Raw genomic sequence first — 24,368 nt, 5'->3', positions numbered from 1 at the left:
GTAAAAGGGGCGAACGTCACCTGGCTCAGTGGGCGGCGCGGCGCGCACGGCGCTCGTCATGCCACTCCACCAGGCTCTTGATGACGATGGTAATCAGCGCAAGCCCGGTCAGAAGCGAGGACACGGCAAACGCGGCGGTAAACTGGTATTCGTTGTAAAGCACCTCGATGTGCAGCGGCAGCGTGTTGGTTTCCCCCCGGATGCGCCCGGACACCACCGCCACGGCCCCAAACTCGCCCATGGCGCGGGCGTTACAGAGAATCACGCCGTAAATGAGCCCCCACTTGATGTTGGGAAGCGTCACGTACCAGAACGTTTTCCAGCCGCTGGCCCCAAGGGTCAGCGAGGCCTCCTCCTCCTCCTTGCCCTGCTGCTGCATCAGCGGAATCAACTCACGGGCGATGAACGGCAGCGTGCCGAACACGACCACGATCACGATGCCCGGCACCGCGTAGAGCACCTTCAGGTCATGGGCGGAAAGCCAGGGGCCAAGCCAGCCCTGAGAGCCGAACATCACCACGAAGATCAGCCCGACCACCACCGGCGAGATCGCAAACGGCATGTCGATGATGGAGATCAACACCGACTTGCCGCGAAACTCGAACTTGGCCACCGCCCACGCGGTCGCCACCCCGAAGACCAGGTTGGCCGGCACTGCGATCGCGACCACCAAAAGCGTCAGTCGGATCGCCGCCAGCGCGTCGGGTTCGGTAACCGCCATTGCCCAGGCGTGAAGCCCCTGGCTGAACGCGCTGTACAGCACCACCAATAGCGGCAGCACCAGAAACAGCCCCAGAAAGGCAAGCGCCAGCCCGATCAGCGAGCGCTTAAGCCAGACCGGCTCCTCGGTCGCGCGGCGCCAGCGCGCAGAACGCACGGCCTCAGCCGGCACAGCCGTGATGGATGAACTCATGGACGACTCCTCAACGACGTTTGGCGGCCCACCACTGCAGGCCATTGATCAAAAGCAGCACGAGAAAGGCCGCCACCAGCATTACGGTGCCGATCGCGGCGGCGCCGTGGTAATCGAACTGCTCGATCTTGCCAACGATCAGAAGCGGGGTAATTTCCGTGCGGTACGGCAGGTTCCCGGAGATGAACACCACCGAGCCGTACTCGCCGAGGGCGCGGGCGAACGCCAATGCAAAGCCGGTCAGCGCCGCCGGCAACAGCGCCGGCAGGATGACCCGACGCACGGTGGTGAACCGGCTCGCGCCAAGACTTGCAGACGCCTCTTCAAGCTCGGCCTCGAGATCCTCGAGCACCGGCTGCACGGTGCGCACCACGAACGGCAGCCCGATGTAGGTCAGGGCCACGACCACGCCCAGCTGGGTATAGGCGACCTTGACGCCAAACAGCGTCAGATACTGCCCCACCCAGCCGGTCGAGGCGTACAGCGTCACCAGCGAGATGCCCGCCACGGCGGTCGGCAGTGCAAACGGCAGATCCACCAGCGCATCGATCAGCCGTTTGCCCGGAAAGCGGTAACGCACCAGCACCCAGGCCACCAGGCCCCCGAACACCAGATTGACGCTCGCGCCGATCAGCGAGGCGGTAAACGATAATTTGTACGACGCCATCACCTGCGGGTGGCTGATGGCCGCCCAGAACGCCGGCCAGCCCATGGTGGCGGTGTAGATCAAAAGCCCCGCCACCGGGATCACAAAGATCAACCCAAGATAAAAAAGCGACAGGCCCATCGTCAGGCCAAAGCCCGGTATCACGCTGCGCGTGCGGTTCACGCTCGTCATACACCGCCTCCTCTAGAAAGCGTTTAAACAAAGGGGTCGAGCGCGGCGCTCGGGCGCCGCAGAGGCGAGGCCCGGTGCGTTCTGGCTCAGTACTTTCTGGCTCAGTACGTTCTGGCTCAGTGCGTTCTGGCGCCGATCTCTTCGAGCATGGCGTCGAACCGCCCGCCATCGCTGAAGTGGGTGGTCTGGGCGCGGGTCCAGCCGCCGAACACGTCATCGACGGTGAAGCGCTTGACGTCCGGGAACTGGCCTTCGAATTCCCTGGCGATCTCGGGGTTGGCGGGGCGGTAGTAGTGCTTGCCGGCCAGGCGCTGGGCGGGGTCGGAATAAAGCGCTTCGAGGTAGGCCGTCGATACGGCGCGCGTGTCATGGGCGTCGACGTTCTTGTCGATGACGGTCACCGGCGGCTCGGCGGTAATGCTTGTCGAGGGCACCACGATCTCGAACTGGCCCTTGCCGAGTTCATGGGTGGCCAGCAGGGCCTCGTTTTCCCACGCCAGCAGCACATCACCGATGCCGCGCTGTACGAAGGTGTTGGTTGCCCCCCGCGCGCCGGAATCCAGTACCGGCACGTTGGCGTAGAGGTCACGCACGAACGCGTAGGCCTTGTCCGAATCGCCGTTGAAGCGCTCCAGCGCGTAGCCCCAGGCCGCCAGATAGTTCCAGCGCGCGCCGCCGGAGGTCTTCGGGTTGGGGGTGATCACCTCGACGTCGTCGCGGGTCAGGTCGTTCCAGTCCGTGATGTGCTTCGGATTGCCCTTGCGCACCAGCAGAACGATGGTCGAGGTGTACGGGGCGCTGTTGTTCGGCAGGCGCGACTGCCAGTTCGCGGGAATCAGATCGGCGCGGGTGTGGAATTGATCGATGTCATAGGCCAGCGCCAACGTCACCACGTCGGCCTGAAGGCCATCGAGCACGGCCCGGGCCTGAGACCCGGCGCCGCCGTGGGACTGACGCACGGTCACCTCATCGCCGGTCTTCTGCTTCCAGTAGCCGCGGAACCAGTTGTTGTACTCGCGGTAAAGCTCACGCGTGGGGTCGTAGGATACGTTCAGAATCTCGACATCGCGGGCAAGCGCCTGACCGGAGGCGGCGAGCGCGGCCAGCATCGAAAACACGGCAGCGCGGGCAAGGCGAGGGGGTGTCAGGCGGGGCAGCGGCATGGGGCGTCCTTTATTCGTTGAGCGGGGGCAATGCCGTTACGCTACTGCGCCCGCACCCCCAAACAAACGAATAAAAAACGGATTACTTATTACCTGGATGAATAAAGCATCTGCACCGCCACACACCGCATACCGCACTCAGCGCGGGCAGCGAAGGCGCGTAAGCGTGGTCTCGCCGATGCTCTGACCGTTGCGGTCAAGCACGTGGTACGCCGCGGTGCCCTTGTTGGCCAGAAAGGTCTTGAGCCAGTCATTGGCCGCGTAATGGCAAATGCCGTAGCTCAGATGCCCGGCAAGAAAGGTATCGACCTTCTCCTGGCGGACGGGATAGCCCCAGATGCGCGCGATGATGTCCTGCTTGGTCTCGTTCATGTGGGCATCGAACGAGAGCGTGCTGTCTCGGGCATGCACATGGCGCACGTGGATATCGGGGTCGAACTGGATCGGCCGGTCATCCTCGCGCTCGCGCTCGGCGAGCGTCTTGGCAACCAGACACAGATCCTTGCCATAGACGTGGGAATAGGCGCAGTGCCGCTTGGTCACGGCAAAGGTGTAGATCGTTGCGCACCAAAGGATAACGGCAATAAAGACAAGCAGATACTTCATGATGCGCAGGACCCTGAACCGACTCGAAACTCATGTGCGGCGTCACTCTAGCAGGCCCTGCGCGCTCATACCCGCACCGAATGCAGATCCCGCATCACCGGCCCGGCCACGCGCGGCCGACGGGGCACACGCACCGCGCCTGAGCCGGCACCATGGTAGCGTTTGATCCAGTCGACAAAGCGCTCGATGCCCACCTCGAGCGACACCTGCGGCCGGTAGCCGGTGACCGCCTGCAGCGCACTGGTGTCGGCCCAGGTGCGCTCGACGTCACCCGGCTGCATCGGCTTGAAGCGCTTGTGCGCCGTGACGCCGAGCGCACGCTCCAACAGCTCGACGAAGCTCAGAAGCGAGACCGGCTCGCCGCGGCCGACGTTGTAGATCGCGTGCGGCGTCTCACCGGCAGCGCCGGGCGCCTTCGGAATCAGGCGGACAATCGACTCGACGATGTCATCGACAAAGGTGAAATCCCGCGCCATCTGACCGTGGTTGAAGATGTCGATCGGCTCACCGCGCATCAGGCGCTCCGCGAACAGGCTCGGCGCCATGTCTGGGCGGCCCCAGGGGCCGTAGACCGTGAAGAACCGCAGCCCGGTGGCGGGCAGCCGGTGCAGGTCGGCGTAGCTGTAGGCCATCATCTCGTTGGCCCGCTTGGAGGCGGCGTAGAGCGAGGCCGGGCGGTCGACCGGGTCACTTTCCCGGAACGGCAGCGTCTCCTGACGCCCGTACACCGAACTCGATGACGCGTAGAGCAGGTGCTCGACATTAAAGCGGGTGCATACATCGAGCACGTTCAAAAACCCGATCATGTTGCTGCGACCGTACTCGTGGGGGTGCGTAACCGAATGCCGCACCCCGGCCTGCGCCGCCAGATGCACCACACGGGTAAACCGCTCGCGGGCGAACAGCGCCTCGAGCGCGGGCAGATCCGCCACATCGATCGTCTCGATGCACGGCCCCTCGAGCTGGGCGAGCCGCGCCTTCTTGAGCGAAACCGCGTAATAGTCGTTGAGGTTATCGAGCGCCACCACGCGATGCCCTTCCCGCGCCAGGCGGTTGGCGAGGTGAAACCCGATGAAGCCGGCCGCGCCGGTAACGAGAATGGTCATGCGGACTCCTGTAATCGTGACGGGCAATCTGGAATCAGATCGTTGAAAAAAAGCGGTAGACGCAGGCAGGCGGTGCTCACGGGCAGCCCTCCGAGGCGTTGGGTCGAACGTCGGTGCCGATTGGCAGCACCACCAGCGTGCCGCTTCGATAGAGAAAGGTTCGGCGAGGCGCGTGGCCCTCAAGCCAAGGCGTGAGCGTTCGCGTGCGCCCGACGGCCCAGCCCTTGGGGTGGGCGGTACGAAACCGACAGAGCGCGTGTGAATCCGACACCGGCACCAACGGCGTGCGCAGGCGGCCGGCGAACTGAAAGGTCGCCTGATAGTTGCCGCCGACGTAGGCCACCGGCACGCCCTCTCGCTGAAGTGACCCGATCAGTTCCGCCGGGCCGGTCACGCTTTCGCGCTGCCACAGCGGAAACAGCATCACCTGCACCACAACCACCACCGACGCCGTGCAGGCCACGGCCAGCGTGCGCGCGGTGGCAAGTGTGTTCCGGGCCGGCTGATACCACAGAAGCGCGCCAAGCCCGATCAGAAGCACGGCCCCAAACGGCGAGATCAGGGTGGTGTCGACCGCTCCGACGCCGAACACCAGCGCCCCCAAAACGGCGACGCCCAGCCCGGCAAGCGCCAGCGCTACTGGCTTCAGGGACGCCGGCTTCAGGGACGCCGAACCAGACCATGAAGGACGGGTCAGTCGATCCATCACCAGAAGCGCAACGCCCGGCAGCATCGGCATGAGGTAGTGCACCTGCTTGCCGCTGATCAGGGAAAACACCACCAGGGCCGGCAGCACCCAGAACCAGGCCAGACGCTGATGGCGACGACGCGGCAGGCCGGGCCACGCCGATGGCCACAGGGACCAGGGAAAGAGCAGCACCACAAGCCAGGGCAGATACCACCACCAGGGCCGGGCGTGGGCCATCGAATCGTGCAGACGATCGACGGTCTGCCCCCAGAGAAGCATGCGGGCGAACTCACCCCCACCCGCCCAGGCCGCCGTCAGCGCCCAGCCGAGCAGCAGCGCACTGCCAAGGCCGAGCGCACCCAGTGCGCGGCGCCACTGCGCACCGCTCAACGGCTCGGCCCGCCACCAGGGGCTAGTTGCGAGAATCGGTAGAAAGGTGACCAGCGCCACCGGCCCCTTGGCCAACAGCGCCGCGCCAAGCCACAGGCCGCACGCCAGCGCCCGGCGGGCATCAAACGCGCCGCTTACAAGCGGTGTGATGGCGCCGAGCAGACACGCGCTCAGAAGCACATCGAACATCAGCGCGCCGCTGTAGAGCTGCCACAGCAACAGGGTCAAGAGCACCAGCGGCGCCCACCGGGCCTGCGCCGGGGCGTAGCCAAGCCCACGGGCGATGCGGTAGAGCTGCACCAGGGCCAAAAGCGAGGCCAACGGCGAGATCAGCCTCGGCCACCAGGCGTTGACGCCGAACAGCGCCCAGCCTGCGTGAATCAACCAGAACAGCAGCGGCGGCTTGTCAGCGTAGGGCGCGCCGTTCATCACCGGCACCCAGAAATGGTGACCTACCCACATTTCCCAGGCCACCGAGACGTAGCGCGTCTCGTCGATGGGCAGCAGCGGGCGACACAGCGCGCTCACCGCCATCGCCGACCACAGCAGCGCCATCACCACCAGCGCCTGGTGGGCACGGGGCGCGGCAAGCGCGCGGATGGGGGAGATGCGACAGGTCGTTGCCATGGTGGCCTCGGTCCAAAACGGTAGCGAGCGCCATCATGGCCTCGCCGACCTTAAGGGAGCATTACGTGGCGCAGGTTTTCTCACCCGCCCCGCGCGTTAGCGCGTCGGGGCGGTGCCGGAGGGGTCCGGGAGCGTGGTCGGCGCGACCAATACCGGCGCCGCAGACGCATCGCCTGTGCACATGCGCGTCGCGGCCGCCGGAATCAGCCACCAGTGATCGCCGTTTTGCACGCCAAGGTCTTGCATGCGGGTGCGATCGATGCAGGGGTAGTCATCCGCCTGCCGTCGGCGTGCGAACAGCCAGCGGTCTGGCTCGGCCTGAAGCCAGGCAAAGGCACGGGAAAACTGCGCGGCGGTGGGGGTTTCGTGGCCGAACTGAACGCTTGGCTGGCGCGCCTGCAGCACGAACTCCTCATCGGCGTCCGGCAGCGCAAGCCAGGCGCCCTGCCCGGTGATCGATTCGACGTGGGTCATCATGTCTCGCGGGGAGCGGGCGTGGTCCTGCAGGGCGTAGGCCCAGGTCGACCAGCTGACCCAGAACACCAAAAGCCACAGCCCGAACGCCTCCAGCCCCCGGCGCGGGCCGCGCCAGGCCAGAAGTGCCGCTGCGGCAAGGCCGAGCACCACCCACCAACCCCAGGGATGCACGCCGTGGCGCTCGGCCAGCGCCTCAAGCGAAGGCAGGCCAAGCGCGCCGAGTACACCCGCCACCAGAAGCACCGCCCCCATCAGCGCCAACAGCCCCGCCCCCAGCCACTGAAGCCGCGCACGGCGCCAGAGCCCCGGCAACAGCGGCGCCAGAGACCACACCAACAGCGGCAGCGTCGGCAGCATGTAGACGCCGCGCTTGCCGGGCGAGAGTGAAAAGAACATCACGATCAGTACCAGCGCGCTCAGCGGCATCAGTACGCGAGCGTCACCGCGCCTCAACCGGCGCGCCCAGGCCGGCACCGCCCAGGGCAGCGCCAGCACCAGCGGCATCCACGCCCACGGCAGCACACTTGTCAGGTAGTAGTACCAGGGCTTCACGTGCACCCACGAGTCGGTGTAGCGCTCGCCGGTCTGCTTGAAGAGAATGTTGTCGCGGTAGGCGGCAAGGCTCGGGTCGTCGCCGAAGGTCGCGATCAGAATCATCGGCACGCCCCAGGCCGCGACGACCGCAAGAAGAACGCCAGCGCCCTTTAACAGATCACGCCCACCCACCGGCGACACCTTGCGCCGAAACGCGAACCAGAACAGCGCCGGCAGCAGCGCCAGCGGCAGAATGCCGACGCCCTTGGTCAAAATGCCCACGCCCATCGCCGCCCAGCCGGCAAGCCACCAGCCCTTCGACGGCCCAAGCAGCGCGTGGCGCAAAATGCCGTAGCTTCCAAGGGTGGTGAACAGCGTCAGCATCATGTCGATCTGGGCGGTCTTCGCCTGCAGCATGAACTGAAGCGCGCTCAGAAGCGCAACGCCTGAGAAGATCGCCACCCGGCGGCCCCACACGCGCCGGCTGAGATCGACCACCAGCAGAAGCGTTCCAAACGCGCTCAAGGCGGTCGGGATCAGAAACCCGAGCCGGACGGAGCCTGTCAGCCAGATCGACAGCGCCGAAGCCCACATGAACACCGGCGGTTTATCGGGGTAGAGCTCTCCGGCCCGATGCGGGAACCAGAACTGGCCGGTGCGCAGCATCTCGAGCGCGTTGAGCGCAAAGCGGGGTTCATCGGCCGGCCACGGGTCACGAAGCCCGATGCCGATGCCGATCAGGACGAGGGCCGTGAGCGCAAGCAGCGCCCAGGCAACGCGGTACGCCGTAACCGACGGCGCAAGGTTCAAAGGGCGCATGCAAGGCTCCTGTCGCTTAAGGGGTCGTCTCGGGCGGCGCCGCCTGGCGCTGCTCCCGACGAATCAGCATCAGATTGCGGACGTAGATCACAAGGCCGGAGCCCTGGCCGACGATGAACACCGGGTCCTTGCGGTAGATCGCGTAGATCAGGAGCGTGGCGCCGCCGCCGAGGCTGAAGAACCAGAACGTGACCGGCACGATGCTGCGCCGAGCGCGCTCGCTTGCAAGCCACTGGATGATGAAGCGCATCGAAAAGAGCGCCTGGCCGACAAACCCGAGCGCGACCCAGCCCCACTCGGGCATCACGGCGTCACCTGCCCGGAGGCGGCCGGCCGCTCGAGATCCGGCGCGTTTCTTTTATTGGATTCGGCCTCGGAGGCGGTCTCGGACCGGGGCTCGGGTTCGGACTCGCGCCCGGATTCGAAGATGAACGTCGCCGGCAGCCTGCTGCGCCGACGCAGCCACATCACCCCGACCATATCGACAAGCCCCACCCACAGCCGGTTGTTGAGGCCGTAGTGCGAGCGCCCGGCCCCGCGCGGGCGGTGATTGACCGGCACCGACACGCAGGAGCCGCCCTGGGCCCGCACCAGCGCCGGCAAAAAGCGGTGCATGTGATCGAAATAGGGAAGCACCAGAAACGCCGAGCGCCGAATGACCTTCAGCCCACAGCCGGTATCCGGCGTGGCGTCATCGAGCAGCGCCCCGCGCACGCGGTTGGCAATTTTCGAGGACACCCGCTTGAGCCAGTCATCGCGCCGGTTGGTGCGGTGCCCCGCCACCAGCGTCACGCCGGTTTCACGGGCCTTGGCAAGCGCCGCCGGCAGATCCGCCGGATCGTTCTGGCCATCGCCATCAAGCGTTGCCAGCCACTCCCCGCGCGCCGCCCAGGCGGCCTGCCACACCGAGGTGCTCTGCCCCGCGCTTTTCGCGTGGCGAAGCGGGCGCAGGCGTGCATCACGCTCGGCGCGGTGGGTCAGAAGCGTCCAGGTCTCATCGCTCGAGGCGTCATCGACCACGATAACTTCATGCGGGACCTCCCCGAGCGCCGCTGCGATTTCATCGAGCAGGCCGGGCAGATTGCCGGCTTCATCCTTGGCGGGAATCAACACCGAAAGCAGGGGAGAAGACATCGGGCAGGCCTTTTAGTGGGGTGGACGATCAATGCTAGTCAGTAACGCGCGCGGGGCTCGCCTTGCCCGCTGCGCCGTGAGCGTGCAAGTAATAGCAACGAAAACTTATCGTTTTATTAACGTTGCATGAGGGTTTTCTTAAAAATCTCGGGCCACCGCGCCCTCTATTGAAGTAATTGCAGCACTACCACGGATTGTCCAGTCCGCGGGTTTGAGACAGAATCAGGGCCTTCTTATAGAACCGCGCGACGCGCTCGCCCCGTCGCCCCTCATCTACAGGAGTGCCCATGGATCTGGCGATCTGGTTGACCTACCTAAGCGTGATTACCGCGTTGATCGCGTTTCCAGGCCCTGTCGCACTTCTGTGCATGCATCAGGGCGTGCGGGTCGGCCGGCGCCGGGCGCTGGCCTCGGTGACCGGCGGCGTCACCGCCTCACTGATACTGATGGGGTTATCTGCCCTGGGGCTTGGGGCGATTCTTGCGACCTCCGAGCTTGCCTTTCTCGCGCTCAAGGTCTTCGGGGCGGGGTATCTGATCTATCTGGGCGTGCAGGCCTGGATGAGCCCGTCAGCGCCGGTGGACATGGCGGCAAGTGATGCGCCGATGCCTGCGGCATCAACAGGCCGGCGCTTTCGCAAGGGGCTCGGCATCGGCCTCAGCAACCCCAAGGACCTGCTGTTTTTCGGCGCACTGTTCCCGAACTTTCTGGATATGAGCCAGCCGCTATGGCCCCAGCTCACGCTGTTGGCGCTGACGTGGCTCGCGGTCGATTTCACCACCATGACCACCTACGCCGCCCTCGGCGGTTCCATCAGCCGCTGGTTCAAGAGCGCCCGCCGAGTGCGGCTATTCAACCGCACCACCGGGGGGTTGTTTATCGCCGCCGGCGGGGCGTTGGCGGTGTCGCATCGGTGATGGTCGCTCGTTATATAAACGAAAGAATCCGTTAGCTAATGCGGAGACCTTAGGTGGCCACCATGTCTATAAATCATGCGGTCTCCCTGATAACGCACGTCGGTCTGTGTGGGTCAGGGATAGCTTGCCGGGGCTGGCGTGGGACTTCGAGCGGCGCGCGTTGTAAAGGCAGGCTTTACAACGAAGTACAACATTAATGCCTTTTCTCATGTACTGGCACCTAATCGGGCTAGGTCTCTATCCGTGGCCCTCATCGGATTTGCGGCATATTTGGAAACCAAGCCGACGCTGATATGCTGAACTGACTTTGACTAATTAGTGTTTACTAACTATGCGCCTTATATCCCCTTTCGAGCTTGATGAGGTCGATATACCTCTGATCGAGGATCCGTTTTTTGCTTCTAGCCGTTTAAATGAGTTATCGGATTACGACATAACCGCGCTTTATTCCAAGCTAAGTGGTCATTCTTCATCCAACCAAAACATCAACTCGATGCGTCGGGCTATAAAAAATTCGGTCGCTCAGGGTGCAATGTTTCTGATCAATCGACCAGGAGACCCTTACAAAATAACTCGGCTAGTACGCTGGAATGGCTCTAAATGGGTTATTCCCGATAATCGCCGAGCACCATTTGTTAGAGCAGAAGTGAGCCGCCTTAATGCACGAGGTTTAAATCCTCATGCTCTGGAAAGCCGACGATATCGTGGAAGCCCTGTGAACTCTTCCGGCGGGTCAGCTTCCTCGACGTATACTCCTGATACCAGTAAAGCAAACGCAGAGAAGGTAATAACTCCTGTTTTTGCACGCTCGAGAAGTGTGGGAATCGAATGCACTGATGTATGCGCTACTTCTGAGCCTTCGTCTAATAGCGGTTCGATGGCAGTACTGGCTGGAACAGCTTCAGCAACAGGTGAAATATCGCTTGGAGGGTTAGTCAACAGTACTGGCAAGGTGTTAACACAGGCGGCAGCTAGATTAGGAAGTTGGACAGCCAAAGCAGCCCGAATGACACCAGGTGGCTTTCTAATAGCCGGTATTTTCCAACCTACACAAATGGGCGATGGAACCATTCAAGGCGCTCAAGAACTGAATAACAAAATCGGGGGCACTGCTGAAACTCGAGTACGATTCCAAATTAGACGAGATAATCAAGGTCTTCTACAGGTCAGTGGTATACACACATCCCCCGGTTCAGGTATTGAGCAGGTACCAGTAATACAGGCGACCCAAGCTGGCCAAAAGTTTGAAGCTGAGGTAAGTGGTATCACCTTCACATGGACACCGAACGAGGGCCCAGTTCAACCATTAAGTACCGAATATCCAGATGTTAGCCCAGATATGCAAAGTGGTATTACGGTCTTTCCTATTTCAGATAATGTCGGCGGAAGCTCTACAGCGCTGCCTAGTCACGAAGTCGACTCTAAAGATGCCATTATTGTTTTCCCTGCCGATAGCGGCGTTCAGCCGCTTTATATTGTATTCAACAAACCTGTACAGCCGCTGGAAGTTGGCACCTACAGCGATATGGCAAAACGAAGCAAAGGTGATGGTCTCGATATAGATCACATACCCTCTCGGAAAGCCATCGAACGTAATGCTTTATCGAACAATTCGGACTTGTCAGAAGCTGAATTGAAAGCAATAAGCAATGAAGCACCTAGTGTAGCAATTCCGAGAGAAGTCCATCAGCGCGCTAGCGAGACCTATGGCGGGAGAAACACTAGAGCTAGGCAACTGTCAGATGCTCAAGATATACACAAGACAGTTGATAGCAATGTGAACGCTATATCTGATGCTCTATCAGACCAGGGTTTCTCAGAAGAAGAAATTGAGGCTGTAAGAAGTCAGCTGCATGAGTTACATCGATCACAAGGGCGTTAATAATGAATACTGAAGCAGACAAATTAATCGAATTTGCAAAATCGATCGGCCAGCAGCATCAAGCACTAGTTGACGGTGGTGTTATAGAACCTAAACAGCTTACCAAGACCTTCCCTGATAGCGAATGGTCGACTTATCACGCATTTGAAGGGGTTGAGCTTACTTTTTGGGACGAAACAATGGCTTTGGATCGCGTCCTGATCACGGTCAGAGCACGCTTAAAAAATGGGGAAGAGTTTTCAGGCAGTCTACCACTAGGGCTTAATTCCACGACCTCTCGTTCCGAGGCCATTGGGCTGTTTGGTGATCCTATAGAAAGCCAAGAAGCTCAGCCAGGGCCACCTCCGATTGGAATGATCGGACCAAAGGACACCTTTCGTATAGCTATAACAAAACGTCATCACCTACGGCTTATTCTGACTTATCAAGCCGAGAAAGATTGCCTTGCAACAGTTCTTTTTAGACCTTGAAAGACTCGAGCCAATTAGCCCATGCCTGCATCATCGCTGGCCGTTGCTCCGGCGCCATATGCTCGGCATGGGTATAGACGCCCTGGATGCCCGGCAGCTTATGTGAAAGTTGCATCTCGATCCATTCTCCGGGGTAGCCCATCTCCTTGAGCCCGGTGGCTACCACATGCCGAGTGCCATGCGGGACATGACGCCCCTCAAAGCCCATACGCTTGAGCGCCATGCCAAAAGCTGCATCAGAGAGCGGCTTGGCCGGATCGTTACGCCCAGGGAATAGCAGGCCATATTGGCCAGTCATCATATGGAGCTTTCTCAACTCCGCCAAAGCTTGCGTAGGTAATGGAACACGATGCGCCCTACCCATCTTCACCCGGTCAGAAGGCAGGCTCCAGGTTGCGTCCTGAAAATCGATTTCTTCCCAACGAGCCTGGCGCATTTCGCCCGGTCGTAACGCGGTCATCAGTAGCAGTGTCAGGCCAATTCGCACGAGGGGATTATGGTAGCTCTCGATAGCATTGACCAATTCCGGCAGTTCCTCCTGGGAAACGTGAGGAAAGCTCTTTTGCTTGTGTGGGATGAGAGCACTGGAAAGCTCAGAAAGCGGATTAGTAGAGGCACGCCCAGTGATAATGGCAAAGCGATAGATATCACGACAAAAGGAGTGGACCTTACGCCGCTGCTCGAACTTGCCCGCCTGCTCGATCCTCTTCAATAGCTCGAGCCATTCCAGCGGTTTGATCCCTTCGATAGCCTTATCACCAACATAAGGAAAAATGTAGTTTTCGAGTGCCCTGAGGCTTTCCTTGGCACGCTTTGATGTCACTTTCCATCGAGGGGCCATCGTTGCATGCCATTCATGAGCCAAAACACGAAACGTACTTTCCTGTGAGTACTGCTGCTCCCGTTTCTCTTGCTGGCGCTGCTCTACAGGATCAATACCTTGCGCTAGCAGCCGACGTGCATCGGTGCGTTTTTCTCGCGCTTGAGCAAGTGTGACCTCGGGATAGCTACCCAGGCTCATCATGTTCCGTTTCCCATTAGGACGGGTATAGCGCAAACGCCATCCACGGCTGCCTTTAGGCGAAATCACAAGTTGTAATCCCGACCCATCGATCAGGGTGATCGGTTTAGGGCCTGGCTTAGTTGCTTCTATTTTTCGGACAGTTAGCGGCATCGTGGTATAGCGGCACTCTTCGAACAGGGGTACATACCCATGAGGCTTCGATACGCTTCAAGCCATATGAGCATTGAGAAAACAGGCTCAACTCAAAACACAGACGCACGCTGGCAGGCACAGTAATCGCGCTTGAATATAAAGAAGGGGATTTTCAGGGGAGAAATAATAGAAGTGGCGCGCCCAGAAGGATTCGAACCTTCGACCCCTGCCTTCGGAGGGCAGTACTCTATCCAGCTGAGCTATGGGCGCGCGAGGTCGCCGTTGCAGCGACGCGTGGCATTGTACGGATATCCCCAGGCGTTGTCCATGTCACGAACCACGCGGGGCCTCGGCGCGTGCTCTATAGTAGCAGTACCAAGAGGCCGCTTGAGTGGCCCGTTTCATGACCGCGACACGGAGAATCGAGGATGCGAACACAGAGTTTATCGCTGGCGCTGGGTGCGCTGCTGCTGGCACCACTGGCCCTGGCCGCGCCCGAGGGCGAATCGGTGTATCAGGATAATTGCGCGATGTGCCACAGCGGGGGCGGCGGTGCGCCAACCGTCGGTGATACCAAAACCTGGCAGCACCTGGTCGAGAGCCACGGCATGGATACGCTTTATGACAACGCCATCAAGGGCGTGGGCGGCATGCCGGCGAAAGGCGGCAATTCAAGCTTGAGTGAAGCACAGGTGAAGGCGGCGGTGGAGTATATGGTCGGCCAGAGTGGGGTCGAGCTTCCGAGCCAGTAACGTCCATTAGCACTGACTGAACACAGCGCCCCGACGGGCGCTTTTTTTGATAGGGTGCATACCCCTTCGCTCAACGGTTAGAGACTCCATGGCACACGACACCACCGAGATAAACCGCCAGAACAGCGCGTTTGATGGCGATAAACCCGTCTGGCTGTTCGGCTACGGCTCGCTGATCTTCAAGGCGGGCTTCGAGTACCTTCAGCGCCGCCCGGCGTGGATCAGCGGCTATGAGCGCCGGTTCTGGCAGGGCTCTCACGATCACCGCGGCACGCCCGAAGCGCCGGGGCGGGTGGCGACGCTGATCGAATCGCCCGAGGCCACCTGCTGGGGCATGGGGTATCTGGTCACACCGGAGGTGTTCGATAGCCTCGATGTGCGCGAGAAGAACGGCTACCTACGGCGCACCATCTCGATGACGTTCGACACCAACGAAATGACCGACAGCATTGTCTACTGGGCCGGACCGGACAACGCCGCCTGGCTCGGCGAGGCGAGCGAGGCGGAAATTGCCGCGCACATCGCGGTGTCCGAGGGGCCAAGCGGCCCGAACCGCGAGTATCTGTTGAAGCTCGCCGATTCCCTGCGCGAGTTGAACGACGAGGACCCGCACGTGTTCGAAATCGAGCGCCACCTGCGCGCACTCATCGGCGAGAGCGCGTTCGTCAGCGCCTAATCGGTCGATTCGCTCTTGCCGCCGGAAAGCACGTTGGCGGCGCAGATCAACGCCAGATGACTGAGGCCCTGCGGGAAGTTGCCCAGGGCCCGGCCGCTGTCGGGGTCGATCATTTCATGCATCAAGCCGAGGTTATTGTTGCTGAGTTCGGTGACCCCCTGCATCAGCTTGTGCGCCTCCTCGCAGTCGCCGGTAGCGCCCAGCGCCTCGACCATCCAGAACGAACAGGCCAGAAACGCGCCCTCCTCCTGCGCGGCGCCGGAATAACGGTGCAGCAGCGCGCCTGAGCCCAGCTCCTCTCGAATCGCACGGTAGGTCAGCGCCATCCGCTCAGGGTTGACGCCCGTGCCGAAGCGGTGGGTCAGGCACATGGCGGCGTCGAGCTTTTCGGTGCCCGGGTAGAACACATAGGCCTGACGCGCGGGCGACCAGCAGTTCGCCTCGACCCACTCGGCAATGCGGTCACGCTCGCGCTGCCAGCGTGCTTTCCAGGTCGGCTCGATGTGGCCGTCGTCCGCCAGACGCACGGCGTGATCAAGCGCCAGCCAGCACGCCATCTTGGAATGGGTGTAGTGGTGCGTTTCCGGCAGCTCCCAGATGCCGCAGTCCTTCTGCTGCCAGCGGTCGGCGCATTGATTGGCGAGATCGCCCAGAAGCCTGGCGGTGGCGATGTCGATCACATGGCCTGCCTCGATGAACAGCGACGCGGTGGCCAGCATATCGCCGTACATGCTGGTCTGAAGCTGGTCCTTGGCGTTGTTGCCGACCCGCACCGGGCGCGAGCCCATGTAGCCTTCGAGTTCGGGGTAGCGCTCGGCCGGCACCAGCCCACCTTCCAGCGTATAGCAGGCGCGCATGTTCGGCCCATGGCGATGAATGGTGGCGGTCAACCACGAAAACGCGGCCTTGCACTCCTCCAGAGCGCCTGCGTGTACGAACGCCTTGATGACAAGACAGGCGTCGCGCACCCAGGCGTAGCGGTAGTCGTAGTTTTTCTCACCGCCAATGCCCTCGGGAAGCGAGGTGGTCGCGGCGGCGGCGATGGCGCCACTCGGGGAGTACAGCAGGAACTTGAGCGCCAGCGCCGAGCGCAGCACGCACTGCTTGTAGTCGCCGTCGTAATCGAGCTTTTCGGCCCAGTCGCGCCAGGCGAAATCGCTGACGTCGATGCGCTCGTCGATCTTGTCGATCGACGGCACCGCCAGCGGCTCGCCCTCGGCGGCCAGCAGTGCCACCATCGAGCGCACGCCTTCACGGGCCGTCAGGCACGCCGTCAGCGCGCGGTCGGAGGCCTCGGTCACGTGCACATCGTCGCTGTGGCGCACCATCACCATCAGCGGGCCGATGTTGTAGACCTCACCGAGCGTGGTGGTTTGAAGCCAGGGGCTGACGGTTTGAACCTGCGTGCCCGGCACGAACTGAATGTCGAACTCGACCTCCCCTTCCACGCCGTCGACCCGGCGCGCCAGTTCACACCAGGGCAGGCGGCCGGCGGTATTGCTATTGATCGATTCGGTCACGCGGGCCGAGCCGTTTTCGGTAATGAAGGTGGTTTCCAGCACGTTGCTGTTGTGCCGGTAGCGGCGCTCCGCCCGGTAGGGGCCACGGGGCGTGAGCACAAAATGACCGCCGTGCTCGGCATCAAGCAGCCGGTCGAACAGCGGCGAACGGTCCATGGTGGGGGCGCACCACCAGTCGATCGCGCCATCCATGTTCACCAGCGCCACCGAGCGGCCCTCGCCGATGGCAGCGTAGTTTTCAAGCGGGCTGTAGCCACGCTCGCGCTCAGGATTGGTCACGGTTCGAGTCAGGGTCATGCCGTCGGTTCCATCAGTGGGTCGGTGTCTCGGGGCGAGTCGGTAGCTTGACGCGAGTCGGTATGCTGAAAGCATAGCGCGCCAGGTCGGATTCGATAGCAGCTATGCTGTACACCACCTGATTCATATCGAAAAAGGAGAATTCGATGGGTACTCGCTTCGATCCCAGTGCGCTGCTCGAGACCTTGAAGACCCGCGCGCCGCTGGTGCACTGCCTGACCAACCGCGTCACGGTGACACCGATGGCCAACGCCCTGCTGGCGATCGGCGCGGCCCCGGTCATGACTGATCACCCAGACGACGCCGAACAGATGACCGCCTCGGCCGATGCCCTTCTGATCAATCTCGGCACCCCCACTCAGGAATCGCTCGAGGCCATGACCCGCTCGGTGCGCGTGGCGGCCGCGGATCATCGCCCGTGGGTGCTGGACCCGGTCGGCGTCGGCGCTACCCGGTTTCGTCGCACTGCCGCCCATGCGCTGCTTGAGTACCAACCAACGGCCGTGCGCGGCAACGCCTCCGAGATCATGGCGCTGGCCGATGAAGCGATCACCGGCCGCGGCGTTGACACCCAACATACGGTCGAGGACGCAACCGAGGCGGCAAACGCGCTGCTCTCCTATTCGAAAGGCGTTGCGATCTCGGGCCAGCAGGATCACCTCCTGACCGAGCTGGGTCACTGGCAGCTCACCGGCGGCAGCGCCTGGCAGCCCAGGGTAACCGGCACCGGCTGTGTTCTGGGGGCGTTGATGGCGGCGTACGGCGCGGTCAGTGATGAGCCGTTCGAGGCGTTGGCGGCAGCCCACCTTCACGCCGCGATTGCCGCCGAACTTGCCGAGGCCCGCGCCGAAGGGCCGGCAAGCTTTGCCTCGGCCTGGCTCGACGCGCTGGCCCGGGATGATCTCGCGCTGACCGAGCGAGCGATCGAGCGGGTGCACGCCCTCGGCGTGTGACAGACGCACCGATTCGGGCCAACCAGCCAATAGGCCAACCCGTAAATAGGCCAACCCGTAAATGTGACAGGTAACAAAAAGGCGCCGGCATCTGCCAGCGCCTTCAGGGCGTGCGTGTGGCGCGCACCTCAGCCCACAATGAACAGCACGCAGGCGGCGGTCATCAGGCCCATCACACCATTGAACACGCGCCACTGAGTCGGGGTGGTCAGAAAGCGCGAGATTGCCATGCCGAAGCCGGCCCACATTGAAATGCAGGGGAAGGCCACCAGCTCCATCAAAAGCGCAATGCTTATGGCGTTCAGCCACAGCACGCCTTCGTGGGGCAAAAACGTCGCCATCAGCGCCATGCCCATCACCCACACCTTCGGGTTGACGTACTGAAACGCGAACGCCTGCCAGAAGCTCTGGGGCCGGGCGGTATCGGCGTGCTCGAGCGCCGGCGGCGGTGCGGTGGCGATCTTCAGCGCCAGATACAACAGGTACGCCGCCCCGACCCATTTGAGAATCGCCTGAAGCTCCGGCACCCGCTCGAACAACGCGCCAAACCCCAGCGCCAGCGCAACAAACAGGCTGAACCCGCCGGCCATGATGCCAAGAATGTGCGGCAGCGTGCGTTTATAGCCAAACCGTGCGCCGGAGGCCGTCAACATCACGTTGTTCGGCCCAGGCGTGCCGGTCATCGACACCGCGAACAAAAGAAGCGAGGCCAGCCCTGACAGCGACAATCCACTCATGACGTACCTCCTTCCCCGGTGGGCTGCCATTCAAGCGTGATGCGGCGGTTGCGCGCCCCGCGGTTCTTGATGCTCTTGACCGTGATCGGGGCAATTTCACCGGTTCGGGCCACGTGAGTGCCGCCGCAGGGCTGGCGGTCGATCTCGCCGATGCACACCAGCCGCACCTGGCCGCCATCGGTGGGCGGGGCCACACCGACCGTCTTCACAAGCTCCGGATTGGCGGCAAGCGCCTCGGCCGTGATCCATTCGACGCTTACCGGCAGGTCCTCGGTGATCCAGCCGTTGATGCGCTCGGTAATCGCCGCCTTGTCGAGGGCGTCACCGGCGACGTCGAAGTCAAGCCGGCCCTTGTCCGGGGTCATCTGCCCGCCGGTGACGGGAAACGGCACCGCCACCGAAAGAAGGTGCATCGCGGTGTGCATCTGCATCAGCCGATAACGTCGCGCCCAGTCGAGCTCGAGTTCAACACGCGCGCCAACCGCGGGCAGTTCGCCGTCAAGGCGGTGCCAGATCAGGCCCTGCTCGCCCTTGACCGTATCGACCACCGGCATCGAGTGGCCGGCTTCGTCACGGAGCATGCCGGTATCGCCCATCTGACCGCCGCCGCACGGATAGAACACGGTGCAATCCACGGCCACGGCGTGCTCGGCCACGGCGCGAACTTCGGCCGTGATGACGTGCTGATAGGGGGCGTGATCGAACTGACGGACAGTGGCGGACATGCGATGCTCCTTGATTGTATGGGTACAATTTCAAGACACCCCCTTCAACAAGGGGACAATTACGAGCATAATCCCGCCAATATTCGCGTCAACGGATTTATTGTCACCATGACAATCTGGACTCCCGATCTCGAACCGACCGGCCCGCGCTACAAGGCGCTGGCGAATGCCATCGAACACGCCATCCATCGGGGCGATCTGGCGCCCGGCGATAGACTCCCGCCTCAACGCCAGCTGGCCGACGCGCTCGGCGTGACGATCGGCACCATTACCCGGGGCTACGGCGACGCCGAACGGCGCGGCCTGGTCGAGGGCCGTGTCGGCAGTGGCACCTACGTGCACAGCCCGAGCGGCCCGGCGGCGTTCGGGCATGTGCTGCCGAGCGAGTCACAGGGCACCATCGACTTGAGCCTGTCGCTGCCGCCGCCCACGCCTGAACGCGTGCGTCATTTCCAGCGGGCGCTGGCGCACGTCAACGCCGCAGGCGATACGCTGGCCGAGCTCTTGAGCTATCAGCCGGAAAGCGGCATGGCGGCGTGTCGTCAGCGCTTTGCCACCTGGATGACCGAGGCGCTCGAGCTTCCGGTCGAGGCCGAGGAGCTGGTGATCACGCAAGGCGGCATGCACGGCATCTTCATTTCACTGCTGGCACTGTTGGCGCCGGGGGAGCGGATCGCGTGCGAGGAACTGAGCTATCCGGGGCTGATCAGCGCCGTGCAGCAGCTTCATCTGAAAACCGCAACGGTGGGCCTCGATGAGGACGGCATCGACGTCGCGGCGCTCAGGCGGCGCTTTGAGCAGCAGCCGTTCAAGGCCATCTACGTGATGCCCGAGCACCACAACCCGACCACGGTGGCCATGAGTCAGGCGCGGCGAGAGGCGCTGGTGGCGTTCGCGCGGGAAAAGGACGTGTGGCTGATCGAGGATGGGGTGCTTTACATGGCGCCGAACAAGCGGCGCGGTACGCCGCTGTACCGGCTTGCGCCGGAGCGCACGGTGTATCTGTTTTCGGTCGCCAAGCTTCTGGGCGGCGGCTTGCGCGCAGGGGTGCTGCGCGCGCCCAGCGTGCTGCATGGTCGATTGAATGCCGCGCTCAGGGCCCAGAGCTGGATGCCGCCGCCGTTGATGGCAAGCGTTGCCTGCGCCTGGATCGAACACGGCGACGCCGACGCCCTGCTCGACTGGCAGACCGCAGAGCTGTCGGCCCGCTACCGCATGGCCCTCGAGGCATTGAACGGCCATCGAATACAAGGCGCTGAAGGGGGGTTCTATCTGTGGATTCACATGCCGGCAGGGCTTCGTGCCAGCCAGCTAATCGATGAGCTTCAACGCCAGAACGTGCGCGTGACCTCCGGCGAGGCGTTTTGCGTCGGGGCTACGGCCGCCCCTCAGGCCGTCAGGCTGTGCCTGAGCGCCGCCAATGACCGGGCGCAGCTTGCCAAGGCCTTAGAGATCGTCAAGGCAGCGCTCGACGCCCCCGAGCCTACGCTTTGGGAAACGGTATAGCGCGCGCCTTCACAGTGTGGCTTCCAGGCGCTTTCTATCCATAAGGCGGGTTATATCCATAACGCGGATTATCCACAGCGATGGCAGGGCCGCCACCGCTGTGGATGACACTCAAAATGATTTGCCACACCGCATCAATACTTCGAAAAACACGTGGGAAAACGCCGCAGAGGCAATGATTTATCCTTTTTAATCAAGTCTTTTATCAATAAGTAATTTTATATTTTTTAAAAATGTCTATTTATAATAACGCACCCAATAAAATAGACTTTAGTTCAATATAACCATTACAATATTATGTCTTCTTTCAGTGGAAACCGTTGCGTTACAAATCGGTCGCTGTCTGACGACACTTTTGCCGCCCCAACCATGAAGACCAATAAAGGCACTATAAACATTAGATAAATTGCGATAATAACCAAGGTGAAATTCTCCCTTTATTTTAATTATTTAGGATCTCTATGTGTCGCCGTAATCACTTTTACCTGAAACTTAAAGTAACATTATAACGCCCTGGAACTGTGCCGATGCGCGCACGATGCGCAGAACCCCCTTTTCGGCTCAGACCACGTAGCACAAGGCTTTACGCATATTCTCCACAAAAAATACAAGGGATTACGCGGCATCTAAAAAATGGCGTTTATGTTAGTCATCATTGAGAATGAACTTATTTTTAATTCTCTACAGACGGTCGACGAAATATCTACAAATATCTTTGACCATTTATTGAGATTCGCGCTGAAAATTACCCAAAAGATATGCCAATTGTGCTTTTAACCCGCCCACTCTCTTTCTCATTCGCTAAATAAAGATTATCTTCAGGCAGGTCTTGTTGCGGACTCAAAGTCCTATAAAAACATCGGCAGTGTTCGAGTAATTATGTGCATCGAGCGCATGTTGGAGACCGACTCAGGCATATCATCGAGGCACGATTCCCGGCCCGACCGAAGATGGCTTCTGACCGTAACGTGCAGATATCCAACAAGGAACGTGATCAGGGGATCGCGTGGGAATAAAAAAATGCAAATGACCTACCAATCCGACTACGGCAGACTTCGCCACTCTCGCTGGTACGAACGGATCCTTCTGAGCTTTCGCACCAATCTGGTCCTGGGGTTCGTGCTGACCACGGTCATTCCGGCGCTTCTAACCTGGGGCTGGCAGTGGAACAGCCAGGGCGCGATGACCACCATCATGGCAAGCGGCATTGCCTACCTGATCGCGACCAGCGCGGTGCACGCCATTTCACGCTTTCCGGGCACGAGAGCGCTTATCTACATCCTGCCGTTCATGACCATCACCTACTTTCTGATGGGCCTGTTGCTGACCACGGTCCAGCTCGATTTCTCGCTCGAACCGATGCTGATGTCCTACGCCCTCTCACTGGCGGCGGCCTATACCGGTTACTGGATCGGCAACCGTTATCGGGTGCGAAAGATCGCCGTGGTGCCCATCGGTCAGGTGGAGGATTTCTGCACGCAGAACGTGGTCGACTGGCGCTGGCTTCAGCAGCCGGATCTGAGAGACCTGCGCATCGATGGCATCGTGGTCGATCTCAAGAGCGCATTAAGCCCCGAGTGGCAGCGGTTTCTGGCTGACTGCATGATCCAGCGCATTCCGGTGCACGATGCCCAGCGGTTTCACGAGGAACTGACCGGCAAGGTCGGGCTCGAGCACATCTATCAGAACCGCTATGGGCTGATGGTGACCAACAACACCTATGAGCTCATCAAGCGCGCAGCGGATTTCGTGGTGGCGCTCATCATGCTGCCGCTGGTTCTGCCGCCCATTGCCATCGCGGCCATCATGATCAAGCGCGATGATCCGGGCCCGGTGTTTTTCAAGCAGAAACGCGCAGGCTTTCAGGGCATCGAGTTCGACGTCTACAAGCTTCGAAGCATGTACGTAAACCCCGAGAACCAGACCCCGACTGCCGGCGTCGAAGACCCGAGGATCACCCGCGTCGGGCGCGTGTTGCGCAAGTACCGCATCGATGAGCTGCCGCAGATCTTCAACGTCTTGAAAGGTGACATGAGCCTGATCGGCCCGCGCCCGGAAACGCCGTCACTGACCGCCGCCTATGAAAAGGACATTCCCTTCTTTCGCTATCGTCACGTCGTGCGCCCGGGCATCACCGGCTGGGCCCAGATCGAGCAGGGGTATGTGTCCGAGGTCGAGGGGTCAAAGCGCAAGCTCGAGTACGATTTCTACTACATCCGCAAGTTCTCGTTCTGGATGGACGTGTTGATCATCATCAGAACCATCAAGACCGTCTTCACAGGCTCCGGCGCCCGCTGACCCGGGCCAGACCTCAAAACGCATAACGCCGCCCTCTCCGGGCGGCGTTATGCGTTGAGTGCGATCACCACGTCATGTCATGACACGCGGTCGCAATGCCGGGCGTCTGTGCGGCAGGGCGGGAGTGCGCGTGCTACGGTGCAGGTTCGGCCCCGCTGTGGCCCAACCGTCGACAGGATACTCCCATGTTCGAGTCACTTACCGACCTCGCCGGTCAGTTCTTCGGGCTTGCCTCGCTGGTGCTGTGCATCCTCGCATTTTTAAATACCCGCGATGACCGCCTGATGGCGCTGCTGCTGCTCGCCAACGCCGCGTTCGCGCTGCAGTTCGCATTCTTTCAGAGCTGGACGGCATCCATCCTGTCGGTGCTGGTGATGGTGCGCATTGCCCTTGCGCGCCGTTATCCGGGCCATCGCGGGGTGATGATGGCGGTATTGATCGCAAGCGCTCTTGCCGCGTGGCTGACCTGGCAGAGCCTTGCTGACGCCCCTGCGCTCGTGGCCATGCTGGTCGGCACCGTCAGCATGTTTCTGCTCAAGGGCGTTGCGCTGCGTGTGTGTATGGCGCTTGCGGCGGCGTTCTGGCTGGCCAGTCACCTGTTGGCGGGGTCCATCGGTGGGGTCACGGCCGAGGCCATGGTGATTCTTGCCAACGCCATCACCATTACCCGGCTGATTCGGCGCCGGCAAAAAAACGCCGCGCCGCCCGGCGTCGGTGAGCCGGACGGTCATCAGACCTACCGGACCTAGGCCTTCTTGACGAACTCGGACTTGAGCTTCATCGGGCCGATGCCATCGATCTTGCAGTCGATGTCGTGATCGCCCTCGACCAATCGGATGCTCTTGACCTTGGTGCCGACCTTCACGACCTGGCTCGAGCCCTTGATCTTCAAATCCTTGATCACCGTCACGGCGTCGCCGTCACTGAGCAGGTTGCCGTTGGCGTCCTTGACCACGGGCGTGTCGTCGTCCGCGCTGGCCTCACTCGGGTTCCACTCGTGGGCGCATTCGGGGCAGATCAAAAGCGGGCCGTCTTCGTAGACGTATTCGCCGTTGCAGGCCGGGCAGTTGGGCAGGGACATGGCAGGGTTCTCCGATCGAAGGCGGGCCGAGCCGCCGAAAGGCGCGCAGTGTAGCGCACCTCGACCGAAGACGTAACGCAGAGCGACCCCGAGCCGCAGGCGG

The 24,368-nt window shown here is 61.5% G+C and carries 23 protein-coding genes and 1 tRNA gene; 9 read left to right on the top strand and 15 right to left on the bottom strand.

Features of this window, described 5'->3' with window-relative positions; all coding sequences use genetic code 11:
* Positions 1-25 precede the first annotated feature (25 nt).
* The 9 genes from cysW to NAT49_RS12630 form a co-directional block, all read right to left on the bottom strand.
* Positions 26-913, bottom strand: coding sequence for a sulfate ABC transporter permease subunit CysW (cysW, locus tag NAT49_RS12670; protein ID WP_251594769.1), 888 nt, complete (start codon positions 911-913; stop codon positions 26-28).
* Between the two features lie 10 nt (positions 914-923).
* Entirely contained in the window at positions 924-1,751 is an 828-nt protein-coding gene (cysT, locus tag NAT49_RS12665; protein WP_251594767.1) for a sulfate ABC transporter permease subunit CysT, read from the bottom strand.
* 116 nt (positions 1,752-1,867) lie between these two features.
* Positions 1,868-2,914 (bottom strand): sulfate ABC transporter substrate-binding protein, encoded by a 1,047-nt coding sequence (locus NAT49_RS12660; protein WP_285836136.1) that lies wholly within the window; start codon positions 2,912-2,914, stop codon positions 1,868-1,870.
* A 138-nt stretch (positions 2,915-3,052) separates the two neighbouring features.
* A complete protein-coding gene (locus NAT49_RS12655) occupies positions 3,053-3,520 on the bottom strand; it encodes a hypothetical protein (RefSeq protein ID WP_251594765.1) in 468 nt (155 codons plus the stop codon).
* Positions 3,521-3,585: 65 nt separating this feature from the next.
* Complete coding sequence (locus NAT49_RS12650; RefSeq protein ID WP_251594763.1) at positions 3,586-4,626, bottom strand: SDR family NAD(P)-dependent oxidoreductase; 1,041 nt, start codon at positions 4,624-4,626, stop codon at positions 3,586-3,588.
* Between the two features lie 76 nt (positions 4,627-4,702).
* The gene (locus tag NAT49_RS12645; protein ID WP_251594761.1) at positions 4,703-6,331 is read right to left on the bottom strand and encodes an ArnT family glycosyltransferase; all 1,629 of its coding nucleotides are present in this window, start codon (positions 6,329-6,331) and stop codon (positions 4,703-4,705) included.
* 96 nt (positions 6,332-6,427) lie between these two features.
* Positions 6,428-8,161: an ArnT family glycosyltransferase gene (locus NAT49_RS12640; RefSeq protein WP_251594759.1), complete on the bottom strand. Its 1,734-nt coding sequence runs from the start codon at positions 8,159-8,161 to the stop codon at positions 6,428-6,430.
* 16 nt (positions 8,162-8,177) lie between these two features.
* The gene (locus tag NAT49_RS12635) at positions 8,178-8,465 is read right to left on the bottom strand and encodes a lipid-A-disaccharide synthase N-terminal domain-containing protein (RefSeq protein WP_251594757.1); all 288 of its coding nucleotides are present in this window, start codon (positions 8,463-8,465) and stop codon (positions 8,178-8,180) included.
* The gene (locus tag NAT49_RS12630) at positions 8,465-9,295 is read right to left on the bottom strand and encodes a glycosyltransferase family 2 protein (RefSeq protein WP_251594755.1); all 831 of its coding nucleotides are present in this window, start codon (positions 9,293-9,295) and stop codon (positions 8,465-8,467) included. The genes NAT49_RS12635 and NAT49_RS12630 overlap by 1 nt, the downstream gene beginning before the upstream one ends.
* A 287-nt stretch (positions 9,296-9,582) precedes the next feature.
* Between NAT49_RS12630 and NAT49_RS12625 the strand changes: the two genes are divergently transcribed.
* The 3 genes from NAT49_RS12625 (at position 9,583) to NAT49_RS12615 (ending at position 12,564) form a co-directional block, all read left to right on the top strand.
* Positions 9,583-10,212 (top strand): LysE family translocator, encoded by a 630-nt coding sequence (locus NAT49_RS12625; protein ID WP_251594753.1) that lies wholly within the window; start codon positions 9,583-9,585, stop codon positions 10,210-10,212.
* A gap of 331 nt (positions 10,213-10,543) precedes the next feature.
* On the top strand, positions 10,544-12,094 hold the full coding sequence (locus tag NAT49_RS12620) for an S-type pyocin domain-containing protein (protein WP_251594751.1): 1,551 nt from the start codon (positions 10,544-10,546) through the stop codon (positions 12,092-12,094).
* A gap of 2 nt (positions 12,095-12,096) precedes the next feature.
* Complete coding sequence (locus tag NAT49_RS12615) at positions 12,097-12,564, top strand: DUF6392 family protein (protein WP_251594749.1); 468 nt, start codon at positions 12,097-12,099, stop codon at positions 12,562-12,564.
* Here the strand turns inward: NAT49_RS12615 and NAT49_RS12610 are convergent.
* Both NAT49_RS12610 and NAT49_RS12605 read right to left on the bottom strand, forming a co-directional pair.
* The gene (locus NAT49_RS12610) at positions 12,554-13,738 is read right to left on the bottom strand and encodes a tyrosine-type recombinase/integrase (RefSeq protein ID WP_251594747.1); all 1,185 of its coding nucleotides are present in this window, start codon (positions 13,736-13,738) and stop codon (positions 12,554-12,556) included. The genes NAT49_RS12615 and NAT49_RS12610 overlap by 11 nt on opposite strands.
* Positions 13,739-13,913: 175 nt before the next feature.
* Positions 13,914-13,990: transfer RNA gene (locus NAT49_RS12605), tRNA-Arg, on the bottom strand.
* A 158-nt stretch (positions 13,991-14,148) separates the two neighbouring features.
* Here NAT49_RS12605 and NAT49_RS12600 point away from each other — a divergent pair.
* Both NAT49_RS12600 and NAT49_RS12595 read left to right on the top strand, forming a co-directional pair.
* On the top strand, positions 14,149-14,472 hold the full coding sequence (locus NAT49_RS12600; protein ID WP_251594745.1) for a c-type cytochrome: 324 nt from the start codon (positions 14,149-14,151) through the stop codon (positions 14,470-14,472).
* Positions 14,473-14,560: 88 nt separating this feature from the next.
* Positions 14,561-15,148 carry a gamma-glutamylcyclotransferase gene (locus NAT49_RS12595; RefSeq protein ID WP_251594744.1) on the top strand — a complete coding sequence of 196 codons (588 nt, stop codon included), beginning with the start codon at positions 14,561-14,563 and terminating at the stop codon, positions 15,146-15,148.
* Here NAT49_RS12595 and NAT49_RS12590 read toward each other — a convergent pair.
* Positions 15,145-16,965: a glycoside hydrolase family 15 protein gene (locus NAT49_RS12590; protein WP_251594742.1), complete on the bottom strand. Its 1,821-nt coding sequence runs from the start codon at positions 16,963-16,965 to the stop codon at positions 15,145-15,147. The two genes, NAT49_RS12595 and NAT49_RS12590, sit on opposite strands and share 4 nt — an antisense overlap.
* Positions 16,966-17,111: 146 nt before the next feature.
* Here NAT49_RS12590 and thiM point away from each other — a divergent pair, with 146 nt between their 5' ends.
* Positions 17,112-17,918: a hydroxyethylthiazole kinase gene (thiM, locus tag NAT49_RS12585; RefSeq protein WP_251594740.1), complete on the top strand. Its 807-nt coding sequence runs from the start codon at positions 17,112-17,114 to the stop codon at positions 17,916-17,918.
* Between the two features lie 128 nt (positions 17,919-18,046).
* Here the strand turns inward: thiM and NAT49_RS12580 are convergent, their stop codons facing one another.
* Positions 18,047-18,655: a LysE family translocator gene (locus tag NAT49_RS12580; RefSeq protein ID WP_251594738.1), complete on the bottom strand. Its 609-nt coding sequence runs from the start codon at positions 18,653-18,655 to the stop codon at positions 18,047-18,049.
* The gene (locus NAT49_RS12575; RefSeq protein ID WP_251594736.1) at positions 18,652-19,380 is read right to left on the bottom strand and encodes an alanyl-tRNA editing protein; all 729 of its coding nucleotides are present in this window, start codon (positions 19,378-19,380) and stop codon (positions 18,652-18,654) included. The genes NAT49_RS12580 and NAT49_RS12575 overlap by 4 nt, the downstream gene beginning before the upstream one ends.
* A gap of 108 nt (positions 19,381-19,488) precedes the next feature.
* Here NAT49_RS12575 and NAT49_RS12570 point away from each other — a divergent pair, with 108 nt between their 5' ends.
* The 3 genes from NAT49_RS12570 (at position 19,489) to NAT49_RS12560 (ending at position 23,933) form a co-directional block, all read left to right on the top strand.
* Complete coding sequence (locus NAT49_RS12570; protein WP_251594734.1) at positions 19,489-20,886, top strand: aminotransferase-like domain-containing protein; 1,398 nt, start codon at positions 19,489-19,491, stop codon at positions 20,884-20,886.
* 1,020 nt (positions 20,887-21,906) lie between these two features.
* On the top strand, positions 21,907-23,184 hold the full coding sequence (locus NAT49_RS12565; protein WP_251594732.1) for a sugar transferase: 1,278 nt from the start codon (positions 21,907-21,909) through the stop codon (positions 23,182-23,184).
* Positions 23,185-23,369: 185 nt separating this feature from the next.
* A complete protein-coding gene (locus NAT49_RS12560; protein WP_251594730.1) occupies positions 23,370-23,933 on the top strand; it encodes a YgjV family protein in 564 nt (187 codons plus the stop codon).
* On the opposite strand, the gene NAT49_RS12555 is transcribed toward NAT49_RS12560, so the two are convergent.
* Complete coding sequence (locus NAT49_RS12555) at positions 23,930-24,265, bottom strand: zinc ribbon domain-containing protein YjdM (RefSeq protein WP_251594728.1); 336 nt, start codon at positions 24,263-24,265, stop codon at positions 23,930-23,932. The two genes, NAT49_RS12560 and NAT49_RS12555, sit on opposite strands and share 4 nt — an antisense overlap.
* Positions 24,266-24,368: the final 103 nt, after the last annotated feature.

This window comes from Larsenimonas suaedae (genome assembly GCF_023712105.1).
Classification (GTDB): Bacteria; Pseudomonadota; Gammaproteobacteria; order Pseudomonadales; family Halomonadaceae; genus Larsenimonas; species Larsenimonas suaedae.
The sequence above is the reverse complement of the archived record's forward strand: the minus strand, read 5'-3'. Positions and strand labels throughout refer to the sequence as shown.